Annotated in this window: 11 protein-coding genes and 2 pseudogenes; 10 read left to right on the top strand and 3 right to left on the bottom strand. The window is 67.2% G+C overall.

Translation table 11 applies throughout. The features are described 5' to 3' along the window. Positions 1–4 precede the first annotated feature (4 nt). The 5 genes from clpB (at position 5) to ABZS51_RS25275 (ending at position 6,114) form a co-directional block, all read left to right on the top strand. Positions 5–2,623, top strand: coding sequence for an ATP-dependent chaperone ClpB (clpB, locus tag ABZS51_RS25255; protein ID WP_355445565.1), 2,619 nt, complete (start codon positions 5–7; stop codon positions 2,621–2,623). 1 nt (position 2,624) lies between these two features. Further along, entirely contained in the window at positions 2,625–3,053 is a 429-nt protein-coding gene (gene trxA / locus ABZS51_RS25260; protein ID WP_355445568.1) for a thioredoxin, read from the top strand. Then, entirely contained in the window at positions 3,050–4,705 is a 1,656-nt protein-coding gene (locus tag ABZS51_RS25265) for an FAD-dependent oxidoreductase (protein ID WP_355445571.1), read from the top strand. The genes trxA and ABZS51_RS25265 overlap by 4 nt, the downstream gene beginning before the upstream one ends. A gap of 5 nt (positions 4,706–4,710) precedes the next feature. Beyond that, on the top strand, positions 4,711–5,160 hold the full coding sequence (locus ABZS51_RS25270; RefSeq protein ID WP_355445574.1) for a DUF1931 family protein: 450 nt from the start codon (positions 4,711–4,713) through the stop codon (positions 5,158–5,160). A 306-nt stretch (positions 5,161–5,466) separates the two neighbouring features. Then, a complete protein-coding gene (locus ABZS51_RS25275) occupies positions 5,467–6,114 on the top strand; it encodes a DUF1345 domain-containing protein (protein WP_355445577.1) in 648 nt (215 codons plus the stop codon). A gap of 146 nt (positions 6,115–6,260) precedes the next feature. On the opposite strand, the gene ABZS51_RS25280 is transcribed toward ABZS51_RS25275, so the two are convergent. After that, positions 6,261–7,370: a hypothetical protein gene (locus ABZS51_RS25280; RefSeq protein WP_355445580.1), complete on the bottom strand. Its 1,110-nt coding sequence runs from the start codon at positions 7,368–7,370 to the stop codon at positions 6,261–6,263. A gap of 2,739 nt (positions 7,371–10,109) precedes the next feature. Here ABZS51_RS25280 and ABZS51_RS25285 point away from each other — a divergent pair. The 3 genes and pseudogenes from ABZS51_RS25285 to ABZS51_RS25295 all read left to right on the top strand — a co-directional run. Further along, positions 10,110–10,397 (top strand): transposase, encoded by a 288-nt coding sequence (locus tag ABZS51_RS25285; protein WP_355445583.1) that lies wholly within the window; start codon positions 10,110–10,112, stop codon positions 10,395–10,397. Beyond that, on the top strand, positions 10,394–10,546 hold the full coding sequence (locus ABZS51_RS25290; protein ID WP_355445669.1) for a hypothetical protein: 153 nt from the start codon (positions 10,394–10,396) through the stop codon (positions 10,544–10,546). The genes ABZS51_RS25285 and ABZS51_RS25290 overlap by 4 nt, the downstream gene beginning before the upstream one ends. Next, positions 10,507–11,250 (top strand): annotated as a pseudogene (locus ABZS51_RS25295) (IS3 family transposase); the annotation flags it as partial. The gene ABZS51_RS25290 and the pseudogene ABZS51_RS25295, both read left to right, overlap by 40 nt. Positions 11,251–12,620: 1,370 nt before the next feature. Here the strand turns inward: ABZS51_RS25295 and ABZS51_RS25300 are convergent. Then, positions 12,621–12,820: pseudogene (locus tag ABZS51_RS25300) on the bottom strand (Tn3 family transposase); the annotation flags it as partial. A gap of 88 nt (positions 12,821–12,908) precedes the next feature. Between ABZS51_RS25300 and ABZS51_RS25305 the strand changes: the two are divergent. Then, on the top strand, positions 12,909–13,535 hold the full coding sequence (locus ABZS51_RS25305) for a hypothetical protein (protein WP_355445672.1): 627 nt from the start codon (positions 12,909–12,911) through the stop codon (positions 13,533–13,535). A 318-nt stretch (positions 13,536–13,853) separates the two neighbouring features. Here the strand turns inward: ABZS51_RS25305 and ABZS51_RS25310 are convergent, their stop codons facing one another. Further along, positions 13,854–14,816, bottom strand: a complete 963-nt coding sequence (locus tag ABZS51_RS25310) for a helix-turn-helix domain-containing protein (RefSeq protein ID WP_355445586.1) — start codon at positions 14,814–14,816, stop codon at positions 13,854–13,856. Positions 14,817–15,138: 322 nt separating this feature from the next. Between ABZS51_RS25310 and ABZS51_RS25315 the strand changes: the two genes are divergently transcribed. Further along, a complete protein-coding gene (locus ABZS51_RS25315) occupies positions 15,139–15,567 on the top strand; it encodes a DUF6010 family protein (RefSeq protein WP_355445589.1) in 429 nt (142 codons plus the stop codon). Positions 15,568–15,754: the final 187 nt, after the last annotated feature.

Consider the following 15,754-nt stretch of genomic DNA (forward strand, 5'->3'; position numbering starts at 1 on the left):
TGGAGTGGACCCGAACAGGATGACGCAGAAGACGCAGGAGGCCCTGCACGACGCCCAGACCAAGGCGCTGCGGTACGGTCACACCGAAGTCGACGGGGAGCATCTCCTGCTGGCCCTGCTTGACCAGCCCGAGGGGCTGGCGCCCCGGCTGCTGCAACAGGCGGGTTCCGACACGCAGCTTCTTCGCGCCGATCTGGAAGCGGAGCTGGCGCACCGGCCCAAGGTCAGCGGCCCGGGCGCCGCGCCCGGCCAGGTGTTCCTCACCCAGCGCCTGGCCCGGCTGCTCGACGCCGCGGACCGGGAGGCCGGGCGGCTCAAGGATGAGTACGTCTCGGTCGAACACCTGCTGCTGGCCCTGATCGAGGAGGGCTCCGCGACCGAGGCGGGGCGGCTGCTGCACGGCCAGGGTGTGACCAGGGACCGGTTCCTGCAGGCGCTCACCGCCGTCCGGGGCAACCAGCGGGTCACCTCGGACATGCCCGAGGTCGCCTACGAGGCGCTGGAGAAGTACGGGCGCGACCTGGTCGCCGACGCCCGCGCGGACAAGCTCGACCCCGTGATCGGCCGCGACACGGAGATCCGCCGCGTGATCCAGATCCTGTCCCGCAAGACCAAGAACAACCCTGTGCTGATCGGCGACCCCGGCGTCGGCAAGACGGCCGTGGTCGAAGGACTCGCCCAGCGGATCACCCGCGGCGACGTCCCGGAGGGGCTGCGCGACAAGACCATCTTCAGCCTGGACATGGGCTCGCTCGTCGCGGGAGCCAAGTACCGCGGGGAGTTCGAGGAACGCCTGAAGGCCGTGCTGAACGAGGTGAAAGCGGCTGAGGGCCGGATCCTGCTGTTCGTCGACGAGCTTCACACGGTGGTCGGCGCCGGGGCGACCGAGGGCGCCATGGACGCGGGCAACATGCTCAAACCGATGCTCGCGCGCGGCGAGTTGCACATGATCGGCGCGACCACGGTGCAGGAGTATCGCCAGCACATCGAGAAGGACGCAGCCCTGGAGCGGCGGTTCCAGCCGGTACTGATCGACGAGCCCTCGGTCGAGGACGCTGTTTCGATCCTGCGTGGCCTGCGCGAGCGGCTGGAGGTCTTCCACGGTGTGAAGATCCAGGACAGCGCGCTCGTCGCCGCGGTGACGCTGAGCCACCGCTACATCGCCGACCGGTTCCTGCCGGACAAGGCCATCGACCTGGTCGATGAGGCGTGTGCGATGCTCCGCACCGAGATCGACTCCATGCCGGCCGAGCTCGACGCGCTGACCAGGAAGGTGATGCGGCTGGAGATCGAGGAGGCCGCGCTGGCCAAGGAGGACGACCCCGCGAGCCGGTCCCGCCTGGAAGAGCTGCGCAAGGAGCTGGTCGCCACGCGTGCCGAGGCCGAGGCGATGCGGGCGCAGTGGGAGGCCGAGCGGTCGGCCCTGCGCAAGGTGCAGAGCCTGCGGCAGGAGCTGGAGAGCGTGCGGCGGGAGGCCGAACAGGCCGAACGCGCCTACGACCTCAACCGTGCCGCGGAGCTGCGCCACGGCCGGCTCCCCGAGCTGGAACGCCGGCTTCGCGCCGAGGAGGAGCGGCTCGAATCCCGGCAGAACAGCCACCGGCTGCTGCGCGAGGTCGTCACGGAGGACGAGATCGCGTCCATCGTCTCCCGCTGGACCGGCATCCCCGTGACCCGGCTGAAGGAGGGGGAGCGGGACAAACTGCTCAAGCTCGATCAAATCCTGCACGAACGTGTCATCGGGCAGGAGGAGGCCGTGCGGCTCGTGGCCGACGCCGTCATCCGCGCTCGCTCCGGCGTCAAGGATCCTCGGCGCCCCATCGGATCGTTCCTGTTCCTCGGACCCACCGGGGTCGGCAAGACCGAGCTCGCGAAGTCACTCGCGGAGGCCCTGTTCGACACCGAGGACAACATGGTGCGCATCGACATGAGCGAGTACCAGGAACGCCACACGGTCAGCCGGCTCGTCGGTGCTCCTCCGGGCTACGTCGGTTATGAGGAGGGCGGTCAGCTCACGGAGGCGGTGCGGCGCAAGCCGTACTCGGTGGTGCTGTTCGACGAGATCGAGAAGGCCCACATGGACGTGTTCAACACGTTGCTGCAGGTCATGGACGACGGGCGGCTGACCGACGCGCAGGGCCGCACGGTCGACTTCCGCAACACCGTGGTCATCATGACCTCCAACATCGGCTCCCAGCACCTGCTGGACGGGGTCACCGCCGACGGGGAGATCAAGCCCCAGGCACGCGAGAGCGTGATGGGAGAGCTGCGCATGCACTTCCGGCCCGAATTCCTCAACCGGGTCGATGACATCGTGCTGTTCAAGCCGCTGACCGAGGCCGAGATCGAGCGCATCGTGGACCTGATGTTCGCCGACATCAGAAGCCGCCTGGCCAGCCGCCGGCTCACCCTGGAGGTCACCGAGGACGCACGCCGGCTCATCGCCAACCAGGGCTACGACCCCGTCTACGGTGCCCGGCCACTGCGTCGGTTCATCGCCCGCGAGGTGGAGACCAGGATCGGACGCGCGCTGCTCGCCGGCGACGTGCCCGACGGATCGACCATCACGGTCGGCGCCGACAAGGGTGAGCTGAACGTCACCTTCTATCCGCCCAGGACCTGACATGCACACCGTGAACTGCCCCAACTGCGGCAGACCCAACAGGGTCCCGGACGCCTACCGAGGCAAGCCCCTGTGCGGGGTGTGCCACCGGCCGCTGCCGTGGATCGCCGAGGCTGACGACAACACCTTCGCCGAGGTCGCCGAGCGCGCCGACCTTCCCGTTCTGGTCGACTTCTGGGCGCAGTGGTGCGGGCCTTGCCGGATGGTCACCCCGGCACTCGAACAGCTCGCCCGCGAGATGGCGGGACGGCTCAAACTCGTCAAAGTCGACGTGGACGGCTCTCCGGCCCTCGCCCGCCGATACACGATCACGGCCGTCCCGACGCTCATGGTGCTGCACGAGGGCCGCGTCGTGGCGCAACGCGCGGGCGCGGCGCCGGCGCCGCAGTTGCGCGAGTGGGTCGAAGACGCAGTGCGAGCTCCGTCATGACAGAGCACTCCAGCGTGGAAACACCGGACCTGTGCGGGGCCTATCCCCGGCTGGACGAGGGGCAGATCGCCAAGTTGTCCCTGCACGGCGAGCGGCGGTCCGTGTCGCCGGGCGACATCCTCTACCGGGAGGGCGAGCCTACCCCCGAGTTCATCGTGATCCTGCGGGGCAAGGTGGCCATGGTCGAGGGGGACGGTGCGAAACAGCGGACGATCGCAGTCCACGGCCCTGGGCGTTTCCTCGGCGAGCTCGGCCTCCTCACCGGCCAGGCCGGATTCGTCACTGCGGTCGTGCGGGAGCCCGGCGAGGTGCTGGCCGTGCCGGCCGACGAGGTGCGGACGCTCGTGGCGGGCGACCCGGCGCTCGGTGACCTCATCCTGCGGGCCTACCTGACCCGCCGCGCCCTGCTGATCGGTCTGGACGTCGGGTTCCGCATCATCGGCTCCCGATACTCACCCGATGCCCGGCGGCTTCTCGAATTCGCCGCACGCAACAGGATCCCTCACCGGTGGATCGACCTGGAGAAGGACGAAGCCGCGGACGCGCTCCTGCGCGAGCTGCGCATCTCCCCGCACGACACCCCGGTGGTGATCTGGCACGGCCACCAGGTGCTCCGCAACCCGACCACGGCCGAACTGGCGAAGACCATCGGGCTGCCCGCCCCTGCGTCGAGCGACGCCGTATGCGATGTGATCGTCGTAGGCGCGGGACCCGCGGGCCTGACCGCCGGCGTGTACGCGGCCTCTGAGGGCCTGACAACCGTCGTGCTCGATGCCGTAGCTGCGGGCGGCCAGGCGGGCACCTCGTCCCGCATTGAGAACTATCTCGGCTTTCCCACTGGCATCTCGGGCGCCGAGCTCGCCGAGCGTGCCGTCATCCAGGCAGGCAAGTTCGGCGCCCGCCTGACCGTCCCCGCCGAGGTGGGCAGCCTGGAACCGCGTGAGGGCCACTACGGCATCATCGTGGAGGGCGAGTGCGCCGCGAGGGCCCATGCCGTGATCATCGCCACCGGCGCCCGCTATCGGAAGCTCGACGTTCCCCACCTGGAAGAATTCGAAGGATCCGGCGTCTACTACGCGGCGACACCGTTTGAGCTGCGCATGTGCCGGCGATCGCCCGTGGTCATCGTCGGCGGCGGGAACTCTGCCGGACAGGCGGCGCTTTACCTGGCCAGGAACGCCTCCTCGGTATGCATGCTCGTGCGCGGCGGCGACGTACGCGCGAGCATGTCCCGCTACCTCGCCGACGAGATCGACCGAGCTCCCAGCATCGAAATCAGGTACTACACCGAGGTACGCGAACTACTCGGAGATCGCACACTACGGGCCGTCCGCGCGCAGAACACGCGGACAGGAGAACTCCTGGAGATCCAGACCAGCGCGCTGTTCACCTTCATCGGAGCCGACCCGCACACCGCATGGCTCAAGGGAACTCTCCCGCTGGACGACCGCGGCTTCGTCCTCACGGGCCAGGGCACGTCGCCCTGGGGCGCCCTTCCCCTGGAAACAGGGCACCTGGGCGTATTCGCCGTCGGCGACGTTCGCAGCGGCTCCGTCAAGCGAGTCGCCTCCGCGGTCGGTGAAGGCGCGATGGCGGTCCGCATGGTGCACGAAAGATTCACTGCCACAGGGAATCAACAGGAAAGACGGTGATCCACATGCCCGTGATCGCAGTTTCCAGGTTCGAGCACTTCTTTCGCGCCGCCGCGGGACTCGACGTGGACAAGTCCGACCTCAAGCGCTACAGCGACTTCGTCAACCGCAAACTGTACGACATGCTCGTCGTCGCCGAGGCCGCCGCGAAGTCGAACCGGCGGGACATCATCCAGCCCTGGGACCTGCCCATCACCAAAGGACTGCAGGAGAGCATGCACGACTTCCGGGACCTGGACGAGGAACTGGACCTGGCATCTATCCTGGCGGAGCTCGCGGCGCTGCCTCCGCTCGATCTGTCGCTCAGCGAAGAAGCCGAGGCCAGGCTTCCGGCCGTGTCGGGTGGGCTCTCCGTGGCGCTCGCCAGGGCGATCAGAGTCATGGAGCCTGCTCGCAAGAACCCGGCGAGCGAGGAGTGGACACGCACCATCCGTGTCTTCGACCTGCTGCTATGACGAGATTCGGCGTGTTGCTGGTGCCTCGCCGGCGGCCACGTCGACCGGTTTCCGTACCGCGGCGCGCTCGGCGACTTGTAACGTTTCGCCGATCCTGCAGCCGAACGCGTTCGCCACCGGGCGCAACTCGCGTTATGCCGCGGTCTGTGCGACCAATGGGATCACCGCCGCTGATCTGAGCTGTGCTCGGGGCCTGCGGGTAATTCCTCGGGGCGAGGGCAAGATCAGTGACAGCGAGCATGCGGAGATGCGCGGTGAAGGGGTGGCGTCGGGCCGTCCCGTGACAATCTGGTGCAGGTGGGGGCAATGGAGGGGCGTCGCGGACAGCGGGTACTTTCCTTGCGGCGGGTTTTGATGTGCGTCCTGCTCGGCGCCGTGGCCGGCGGAGGCGTCGCACTCATCGGCGCCCCTGAACTGTTCTTCTTCGTCACCTGGGATGTGGCGGTTTCCCTCGTCCTGGCGTGGGTGTGGCAGATCAGCTGGTGGCAGGACCACGAGGGGACCAAGCGCATCGCCGAAGAGGAAGGCGGGACGCACACCACCGACACGGGCATCCTGATCGGCGCGGTGGCGAGTCTCGCGGCCGTCGTGGCCGCGCTCCTCCGCCCGAGCAGTGATCAGGATCCGGTTGCCGTGATCGAGGTGATCTTGAGCTTGGTGACCGTGGCCCTGTCCTGGGCTTTGACGAACACCGTTTTCGCCCTCAAGTACGCACGCTTGTACTACGTCGACGATGACGGAGGCATCGACTTCCAGCAGGAGCAGCCGCCGAGCTACAGCGACTTCGCCTACACGGCGTTCACCGTGGGGATGGCTTACGGAGTATCGGACAATGTGCTGGCCAGCACCCGCATCCGGAAGGTCGCCTTCGGGCACGCCCTGCTTTCCTACCTTTTCGGCACCGTCGTTATCGCGGTGTCCGTCAGTCTCATCGCCAATCTGGGGCAGCGGTGAGCCCGTGTCCGCCTTCCCGACTCAACCGCGCCCGCCGACGCCTGAGCCAGGACGCGTGCCGAGCGCCTGAGGGTCATCCACAGCGGCATCCAACGGTAGGTCGCTGAGCGCTCTGGTCCGGCCGGGCGCTGGCCTCGGGGCGGGAACTACGCGTCCTTCTCGTCCTGCCAGCCGCCGGGGTCGGGATGGTAGCCGTAAGCGGCGGCCCGCACCGTGTCCTCGTCCTCCAGCCCGGAGCCGATCGCGCCGCCGACGGTGGCCAGCGAGCTGATGATCCAGGCCAGGATCAGGTAGTCGGTGAAATCGACCGGCCGCTGCAAGATCTGTTCCAGCACGGATGTGTCGATCAGCAGCGCCGCGGCGAGTATCGTTCCGGCGAACAGCACCAGATAGGACACCGCTGCGGCCAGGGTGAGGGTGAGAATCGTGCCCAGGTTGAACAGCCGGGCCAGCTCAGCCGGTGTCTCCCGGTCTGGTTTCTCCCACAGGTCGTGCGCAACGATCAGCCAGGCCACCAACGCGGTCAGCCCGAGAAGCATGATCACGGCGAGGCGGAGTCCGCCGAGCGCATCGCCCATCTGCCAGATGGTGTTGGTGGTGAGCGCGAACGCGGCCGTACCAAAGGCGCCGACCAGCAATTTGGACAGGCCCAGCAGGGCGCGCCCCGGGCGGTTGGCCCGGACCATTCCGGTCAGCAGCCGCACCCGGCCGATCAGCCGCGAGGCGACGTAGCCCAGTTCCCCGGCATCAACCTCGCCGATCACCCGGTGAATGGCGGCAATCCGGCCGGCCAGCTCAGCCGGTGCCCCGCCGGCCGGCGGTACCCGCTCCTCGGAAGCGTCAGTGAGTAGCCGGCCCACGAGATCCGGAACGGCTGCGCGGACCGCTCGCAACTGGCGCAGCCCCAGCGAGGGCAAGGACACCATCGCGACTCGGCGCCGGGCGGACGTCTGCGCGACCAGCGGCACCCGCTCGATGTGCAGCGGCAGGTCGGTCAGGCAGATCGCGACGTCCCACCGGGCGTCGGCACGCCGGTCGGCAAGATCGTCGAGTAGCGCCTCAACGCCGCCATCGCGGCGGGGAGCCACGTCGCCCCAGCCTTCCCGGACGGTCCACCGCACGTCCGGGTCCACCCGCTCGGTGAGCAGGTCGGGCAGATCGGTGGTGAGCCGCGCAACCACCTGCGCCGGATAGTCCGGCGGGGTCGCCACGAGTCCTACGACGATCTCCGGCCGATGCTGTTCACTGGTGGCCATTGGTGCTCCTCGCCGGTAGCCGGGCGAAGTCCGGGACTCACTACCCGCAGTCGCGCTCCACATGCGCCCTTGTGTCGGGTCATGCTCGTACGGCCGTCAAGCAGCCGGCCATGCGCCTCGACGGTCACCTGCCTGGGGCCAGGCGCACCGTTCGAGCAGGCAAGCGATCCCAGTAGCCGGCGGAACGGCTGCTCGCACTTGTTCACCAGGTCGAGCGCGGGGCTGCCCGGCTCGCAGCGTGGCCGCGACGCCCGCCGAGCGCAGTTCGGCGGGCATCGGCGACGGCCTTGTCGAGCTCGGGCCGGGTGGCGGCGCGGGTGGAGATCTTCGCGGAGAAGACGCGGGTGACGCCGGCGTCCTGGAGCGCGTCGAGTTGGCGTTGCAGGTCAGGGGCGTATCACTGAGGCGATGACGATGACGTCGCCCGTGCCGGACGACGGTGTGTCCGGCTCGGACCAGCAGCCCCGTTGCGCCAAGTGCACGGCCGTGCGCAGCGTCTCCTCAGTGATGCTGGCTCCTTCGCCGTCACCGGCCGGGCTGGCGCTGGGCAGCGCTCGCACGTGGTCAGAGGCCCGCCACCGCACCCGACCCCGGCCGGGTGATCGGGCTACTCCTTCGCCAAGCAAGTGGATCCGGTACACGACGTTGGGGAGCGTCCTTGAAGAGCGTACGCGCCGCGACGGAGCCTGACGGGGCCGGGCAACTACAACTGCCCGGCCCCGTCCCGTGCGGCCGCTGCCTTCGGCTTGCGGTAATGCGCCCCTCATGCGCCAGTCGATTTCGCCCCTACTCGCCCCTGGCCTGAAACGCGCCCCAGGCCATAGGCAGCCGCCGCCCACGGCGTGTTCCCTACGCCCCCGGTCGGCGGCTGTCATGCAAGAAGGCGTGCGGCCGGCCGCTGAGGGGCACCGGCTCGTCAAGGCGCGGGGGCGCGCCCGGACCTTGGCTCACCGGCATCCGGGCTGCCCCCGCGCGGCCCGCTGGTCCGCAGCTCCGCCTCCCTGGATGCGCCTCGAAAGCGAAGACGTCCCTGGGTCCAGCCTGAAGGCGGCCAGCCCGGCGCGTGCCTGATACCGAACCTTTGACCTGTTTCCTCTCCAGCGATCACGCGGTGACCGGTCGCTTTTTTCCCTCCTCCACTCGAGAAGCGGGGATTTGAACCGGATGCTTGCTTCACTCATGGCAGACCGCCCGCGCATCCCGTCAGCGGCCCTGCCGCTTCGTTTCGATTTTCCCTCCACCAGGGGGGATCGTGAACCGGATGCAAGGCGCTTCCCGCCGGCAGGGGCCGACGCGCCTGTAAGGAGTCAAGCTCCCCGGCTCGATGCGATCTCTGCAGTACAGGCACCACCGGTGTCCGCGCTTGCACCACTTACAGAGAGCGCCTTCGGTTTTGTGTTTGCACACACACGTGTCGTTGCGGGCCTTTTCGAGGATTCCCGGGGAGCAATCGTTGACGTGGAGTGCTACGGCGTTTCCGTCTGTGATGGCGTCGGGCGATGAGTGCGCGGACGCGGCGACCGGAAGCGCGAGCAGAGAAGCCACTGCGACGAAAGTGACGCAGGCTCGTGTACGCATGCTAGACACCTCATATCCAGTCAGCGGCCCTGCCGCTTCGTTTCGATTTTCCCACCACCAGGAGGAATCGTGAACCGGATGCAAGGCGCCTTCCGCTTGCAGGGGCCGACACGCTTGGAAGACCAATCCGGCTCGATTTTGTCTTTGCAGTACAGGCACCACCCGCCTCTGTGCTTGCACCACGAGCAATAGTATTTGCCTCGGTAGAATCCGCACACGCAGTCCGATGCGGATTGTGAATTGTTGCGGGCCCTTTTGAGGATGTCCGGGGGGCAGTTGTCGACGTGGAGTGCTACGGCGTTTCCGTCTGTGATGGCGTCGGGCGATGAGTGCGCGGACGCGGCGACCGGAAGCGCGAGCAGAGAAGCCACTGCGACGAAAGTGACGCAGGCTCGTGTACGCATGCTAGACACCCCATATCCAGTCAGCGACCTCGCCGCTTCGCGGGGCTCAGGTCAACGCACGTGCAGCCCCGATAGGCATGTTGGTAGACAGGTCTACCTGAGAAGTAGTTGGGCGATCGTCCACAGTCATCGTCGCGCGTCAGCGAATTCGAGACTGAACCCGCGCCGATACTGTCCGGAGCCGTTGGGCTGATGCTCTTTCGACGCTTCTTTTCGCAGTACTCGACGTCGGCCTGGTACCCGTCGCTATAGCCCTGTGAACATGCCCGCTGGGCAGGAGAAGATCTGGTCCGGCAAACAGCTATAGCCACTTGCCCTTTCATCATTAGCGAGTGCCGCCGAGTCTGTCTAGCGACTTGACTCCAAAGTGGTTAATAACAGCACCTTGCCCGGTTGGGCAACGATCGACTCGAAGACGTCCCCGACGGGGGTATACGTGCTCGTCGCCCCAATTACCAACGTCCGGTTCAGCGTCGGGCCAGAGAACTGATGCACATCGCCAGGCGACTCAGCTCAGTGCAACGTCACGCGACAGAGCTGCCTGCCCCAGAAAATGGCCAAGTCCGAACGTGACCACAAGCGGATGTGTGAGTACGTTTCGGCATGGCCCGCCGCTCGGGGGCGGGTTCGACGGCCTGGCCGGCAAGCACGACGCGGCCGTCCGAGCGGCGGCAGGCGGTCCCAAAACTGGAGTTGGCCCGGTTTGGTGGACACCTGATCTCTGGGGAACCCTGGTTCCTGGAAGAGGGAGTCTGCGGTGTCGAACAACTATCCGCTGGAGTTTCGCCGGCAGATGGTGGAGCTGGTGCGTGCCGGACGGACGCCGGAGGAGCTGGCCAAGGAGTTCCAGCCCTCCGCGCAGTCGATCCGTACCTGGGTGCGCCAGGCCGACCTCGATGATGGCCGCCGTCAGGACGGGCTGACCAGCGCCGAGAGGGAGGAACTGGCTCGGCTGCGTCGTGAGAACAAGATTCTCCGCGAGGAGAAGGAGATCTTGCGCAAGGCCGCGGCTTTCTTCGCGCGGGAGACGGATCTGCCGAGATGAGATTCCGGCTGATCCATGCGGAGAAGGACCACCACGAGGTCTCCCTGCTGGCCCGGGTGCTGGGTGTGTCGCGCCAGGGCTGCACTACGCGTGGGCCGCTCGCCTGCGGCGTGGCCCGTCGGCACGGGCCCGTCGCGACGCCGAGCTGACCCGGAAGATCCAGCGGCGTCACCAGGCCTCGGATGAGATCTACGGGACGCCGCGCATCCACGCCGATCTGCGCGAGATCGACGGGGAGCGGGTAGGCCGCAAGCGGGTGGCCCGGTTGATGCGCGCCGCCGGGCTGGCCGGGGTGAGCAGGCGTAAGCGGTGCCGCACCTCCATCACTGACCAGCACGCTGCATCCGCGTCCGACCTGGTCGAACGCCGGTTCTCCGCCGATGAGCCGAACCGGGTCTGGACGGCCGACATCACGTACGTGCCGACCTGGCAGGGCTTCGTCTACCTGGCGGTGGTGCTGGATGTGTTCTCCCGCCGGATCGTCGGCTGGGCAATGGCCGAGCACATGCGCACCGAACTGGTGACCGACGCGCTGGCGATGGCGATCCACCAGCGCCGCCCGCAGGCCGGGGTGATTCATCACAGCGATAAGGGCAGTCAGTACGTCTCGATCGCCTTCGGCCAGCGGTGTGAGCAGGCCCGGGTGCGCCCCTCGACGGGCCGGACCGGGACGTGCTTCGACAATGCGATCACCGAGAGCTTCTTCGCCTCGCTGGAGTGCGAACTTATCGACCGGCGCACCTTCCACACCAGGTCAGAAGCCGAAAGGGCCGTCTTCAGCTATATCGAAGGGTTCTACAATCCACGACGCCGCCACTCCGCCAACGGCTACTTCAGCCCCGCCCGAATATGAACGCCGACACGCACTCAAGAACGCCCAAGATCTCGACTATGCTGCCGCGTAGTCACAAGCCCTGATGCGTCTACTGAACCGGGGCAACTTCAGGGGCATGACTTCCGCTGCAGTGGCGGGCACTATCGCGAGGCAGAGGCCCCGGCGGCCAATGCAAACGCTCCGACCTTGATGCGAATATGCATGGCCCATTCCCTTTCTGGCGTCAGTCAAAAAGTTTTCGGGGCCTTCGGTGGGTCAAGGGCAGGCGAGTGAACGCCTACCCTCACCAGGGCAGCGTGAACGAGTTCTTTGCGCACCGCGCTAGCAACCGGCGACGCTAAAAGATGTCATGAAGGTCCCAGGTCTCGCAGAAGACGGGCCTCCCCGGATGCTTCCCCCAGCAGAATTTGCACTTCCTGCCGTGGTACATTCTCCACCTGCACGAAGCAGGGGGTTTGGTAGCGCTCGGCGACTCGCATGCGGTGGTGGTGCTCGCGTTTGAGGTCTGTGTGGTGATGGCTCCAGTAACGGAGAAGGTTGACACCACAAGGGTGAACGCTATGAGGATACGCTTGAACATGGCAGCTCACTCCTAACGATTTTGTATAGCGGTACGGCGCGGCGGGCACTGGTTTCGGAACGTGTGTCATGAAACACGCGGATGACGCGGGGCCTGGCCGCAGGTTCGTAGGCATCATTGCGGCGTGGGACAACGGTGGTCTGACGCCGTCCCGCTTTTAGGGCATCGATGGGTCACCAAAAGCCCTCTTGCAGCTTTCTATGCATAGCATCTTTTTCCTGTCTGAATGAATTCGCTTTGCGCATCGCTTCGCACATCCCCCCCATGGAGGCCGCTTTGTGAGGAGTGAACCTGACGTTGCGGTGGTAGCTCGGCAGCTGTGTGAGGCCGGCGCCTTCTCTATGCCGCTTGAGGGCGTGCTGTCCGCAAGGGCTCCCGATGCCATCGCTATCAGAGGAACTGCGATCCCGGCTGCGAGCTGGATTCGGCACTTCTTTATGCTACGAAGCAACATCCAGCACTCCTCTCCATGCTGGTCGAACAATGGTCCAGTGGCGCGCTACGTTCACCTTCCTTTTATCCGGGAGACCGAATCTCACCAATAGAGCTTATACATCGCAAAAGTGTTCAACCACCAGAGACGCTAAAAATAGCGGCAAGCGGTTTATTTGGGGCTCCAGATCTGCGAAACGATTTGTGCCCACGTGGTTGCTGTGTTTTGAGTTTCGTGTCGTGATCTGTGGGCCTGGACGACATAGGAGTTCTCGATCGAATCAGCGCCCCGGGTTGCCCCAATGAGCGCGGATGCGATCGAGCCGGATGTGTGGCGGGACATGTGCTTCAGCGGCCCGTAGCTCACCGCGGTGTTGGTGCGCCACAGGCGGGTGTCGGCTAGGTCGGCGAGGCGCGGGGAGAATTGGTAGCCGCAGATCGCGAACAGTCCGAAGACGAGGTCGGAGTAGCCGGCGGTGTCGGTGACCACGTCTCAGGCTTGGGCCCGCTGTCGAGGTTGAACAGGGCGTCCAGGATGAACAGCGAGTCGCGCAACGTGCCGGGAACTACCAGGCCGCCGATGCACAGGCCGCCCTCCTGCTCAGCCAGCTCGCCGACCCCGGCCGCGGCTACAGCGCCGTCGTGGTCGCGAGCCTCAGCGGGCGTGAACCAGTTCGGGCTCACCCTCGTGTCCAGGATGTCCGCCCTCGGTCACATGACGAAGCAGCGGTGGAACGCAGCGGAGCAGTGGGTCTGGTCCGCTGTAATCACTCACGAGGCCCTCGTCACTCCCGAAGAGTTTCAGCAGGCTCAAGAGATCCTCAGCGGTCGTGGCAGGGGGCCAACGGAGCACAAGCCGCACCGCACGCGTAGGCCCTACGCCCTGCGCGGCGTGCTCTTCTGCGGTCGCCGAATGCAGGGCAACTGGAATCACTGCCAGCCTTACTACCGATGCCGTTATCCGGCCGAATACGCCTTGGCGAACGACGTAAATCACCCGAAGACGGTCTATCTCAAGGAAGCTGACGTGCTCCCATCGCTGGACAGTTGGTTGGCGATGGAGTTCGGCAAGCGCAGGCTCGAGGAGACGGTGCGGGGCCTCACCGACCTCGGTCAGGGGCCGATGGATGCCGGGGCCGATGCTCTGCACCTGAAGATCGCTGGATGTAATCGCAAGCTCGCGCGGCACCGAGCTGCCCTGGAAGCGGGGCGGATCCCGCACTCGTCACCCAGTGGATGGCGGAGACGCAGGCACAGCGAACGGGCGCACAAGCGCAGTTGCGACAGGTAAGCGGCAGGCGCCGTATGACGCGAGAGGAGATTCGCGCAGTGATAACCGCAGTCGGGGACTTGGTCCGGGTAGTCCAGGAGGCCGATCCGCTGGACAGGGCGGAGCTGTACGCCCAGATCGGGCTGCGGCTGACGTACCGACCCCAGAAACGCCTCGTGGAGGCTCAGGTTGCCCCTAGCCTCCACGTGTGCAGAAGGTTTGTGTCCGAGGGGCGTGTTGAACCGTTCGCCTACCTTCTTGCACCTGGATAGGGTCAACTGAGGTACGGGACGGCGCGCCGGGGAACAAGCGCTCACCCGCATCCGCGTCGACCGATCATCAGTAAGAGCAGGACCTACCGGCGGATCCGAAGGAGGCGCGGTAGGACTGCGGCGTGACCCCGACGACACGCTTGAAGCGCTCGCGGAAGGCGGTGGCCGAGCCGAACCCGGACTGCGCCGCGACCCGTTCCACGCCGTGGTCGGTGCTCTCCAGCAGGAACTGCGCCCGGCGCACCCGGGCCCGCAGCAGCCACTGCAGCGGCGTGGTGCCGGTCTGCTCACGGAAGCGGCGGCTGAACGTACGCTCGCTCAGCCCACTGCGCGCGGCCAGATCCGCCAGCGTGATCTCGTGGGCGAGGTGCTCCTCGATCCACGCCAGCACCGGCTCCAGCAGCGAGCCCCGGGGCACCGGCGGCAGGGCGTGCGTGACGAACTGCGCCTGCCCGCCCTCCCGTTCCAGCGGCACCACCGACAGCCGGGCGGAGTGGGCGGCCACGGCCGAGCCGAAGTCGCGGCGGATGAGGTGCAGGCACAGGTCCAGCCCCGCCGCCGCCCCGGCCGAGGTGAGAATCTGGCCGTTGTCGACGTACAGCACGTCCGGCCGCACGTCGATCAGCGGGTACGCCTCTGCCAGCCGGCGCGCCGCCGTCCAGTGGGTGGTGGCGCTCAGCCCGTCCAGCAGGCCGGCCGCGGCGAGGGTGAAGGCGCCCACGCAGATGGAGGCGATCCTGGTGCCGCCGGCCGCCGCCGCGCGCAGGGCCGCGAGCACCTCCGGGTCGGGCGGCGCGGCCGGTTCCGAGCGGCCCGGCACGATGACGGTGTGGGCCTCGCGCAGCGCCTCCAGCCCGTACGGGGCGACGATCGTGAACGCCTCGCTGGTCACCTGCGGCGTCCGCGCGCACACCCGGACCCGGTACGGGCGGCGCCCGTCGGCGAGGGCGGCCCGCCCGAACACCTCGACCGGCGTGGCCAGGTCGGCCGGCACCACGTGGTCCTGGGCCAAGACGGCGATCGTGTGCATGACGGACACCGTAGCGGCCACTGCCCCGCCCGAAGCAGTACGTCGGGAACCGCCCAGACGCCCCGCCGGAAGCAGCGCGTCGGGACCGCCAGCCCCCAGCCGAAGCCGCGTTGTCGAGGGGGACGGCCCGGACGCCCCGCCCGGGCCTTCGTGGCCGGCCGGGCGGTGCCGAAGGTGAGAGCCACGCCTACGAGAGGGCCGGTGGCGGGAACCGGTGGGAAATTGTCGATTCAGCCCATGGGGCGGCGGGGGCGGTCGTCCTAGTCTGGCGCCGCCCCCCTCTCCTTCCCTTCACGTTTCGCAGAACGGTACGCCGCATCTCATGTCCATCCTCATGCCGATCCTGATCGGCCTGATCGCCGTCACCCTCATCTCCCTGATCCCCGAGCCGCACCGGCGCACGGTCAACGCCGTGATCGTGGCCGGTGCGGGCGCCGCCTACCTCAGCGGCGGCGGGCTCGGTTACGCGGAGTTCGTGCTGCCGATCGTCATGACGTACGTCGCCTACCGGGGGCTGACCAGCTATGCCTGGATCGGCGTCGGCTGGCTGCTGCACACCGTGTGGGACGTCATCCACCACCTCAAGGGCGCCCCGATCCTTCCCTTCGCCGAGCACTCCTCGTTCGGCTGCGCCATCTGCGATCCGGTGATCGCGCTGTGGTGCTTCGCGGGCGGGCCCTCCGTCATCGGCTGGATCCGCGCCCGCTTCTCCCGCGAACCCGCGACCTCAGCCGATGGTCCCTGCCCATGATCCTTCCTTTGGTGTGCGCGAGAGGCTTCCGCTGCAGGACACCAAGCATGTTGCGCGATCTACGACTGCGATGGCATCGGCTGCCGGTGATCAGTTACGGTCCTGCCATGGGCCCGCAGACGAGCCGACACATCCGCTGTCACCACGGTCGAGCACGTCCTCGCGGCCGCTGTCCCAGCCACGGCCC

The organism is Nonomuraea sp. NPDC005501 (assembly GCF_040605905.1).
In the GTDB taxonomy this organism is placed as follows: domain Bacteria; phylum Actinomycetota; class Actinomycetes; order Streptosporangiales; family Streptosporangiaceae; genus Nonomuraea.

Bases quoted from the DNA above. Each gene is read 5' to 3' on its own strand.
- ABZS51_RS25290 (WP_355445669.1), top strand. From the start codon at position 10,394: ATGAGATTCCGGCTGATCCATGCGGAGAAGGACCACCACGAGGTCTCC.
- ABZS51_RS25310 (WP_355445586.1), bottom strand. From the start codon at position 14,816: ATGCACACGATCGCCGTCTTGGCCCAGGACCACGTGGTGCCGGCCGAC.
- ABZS51_RS25315 (WP_355445589.1), top strand. From the start codon at position 15,139: ATGTCCATCCTCATGCCGATCCTGATCGGCCTGATCGCCGTCACCCTC.
- ABZS51_RS25275 (WP_355445577.1), top strand. From the start codon at position 5,467: ATGGAGGGGCGTCGCGGACAGCGGGTACTTTCCTTGCGGCGGGTTTTG.
- ABZS51_RS25280 (WP_355445580.1), bottom strand. From the start codon at position 7,370: ATGGCCACCAGTGAACAGCATCGGCCGGAGATCGTCGTAGGACTCGTG.
- ABZS51_RS25270 (WP_355445574.1), top strand. From the start codon at position 4,711: ATGCCCGTGATCGCAGTTTCCAGGTTCGAGCACTTCTTTCGCGCCGCC.
- trxA (WP_355445568.1), top strand. From the start codon at position 2,625: ATGCACACCGTGAACTGCCCCAACTGCGGCAGACCCAACAGGGTCCCG.
- ABZS51_RS25265 (WP_355445571.1), top strand. From the start codon at position 3,050: ATGACAGAGCACTCCAGCGTGGAAACACCGGACCTGTGCGGGGCCTAT.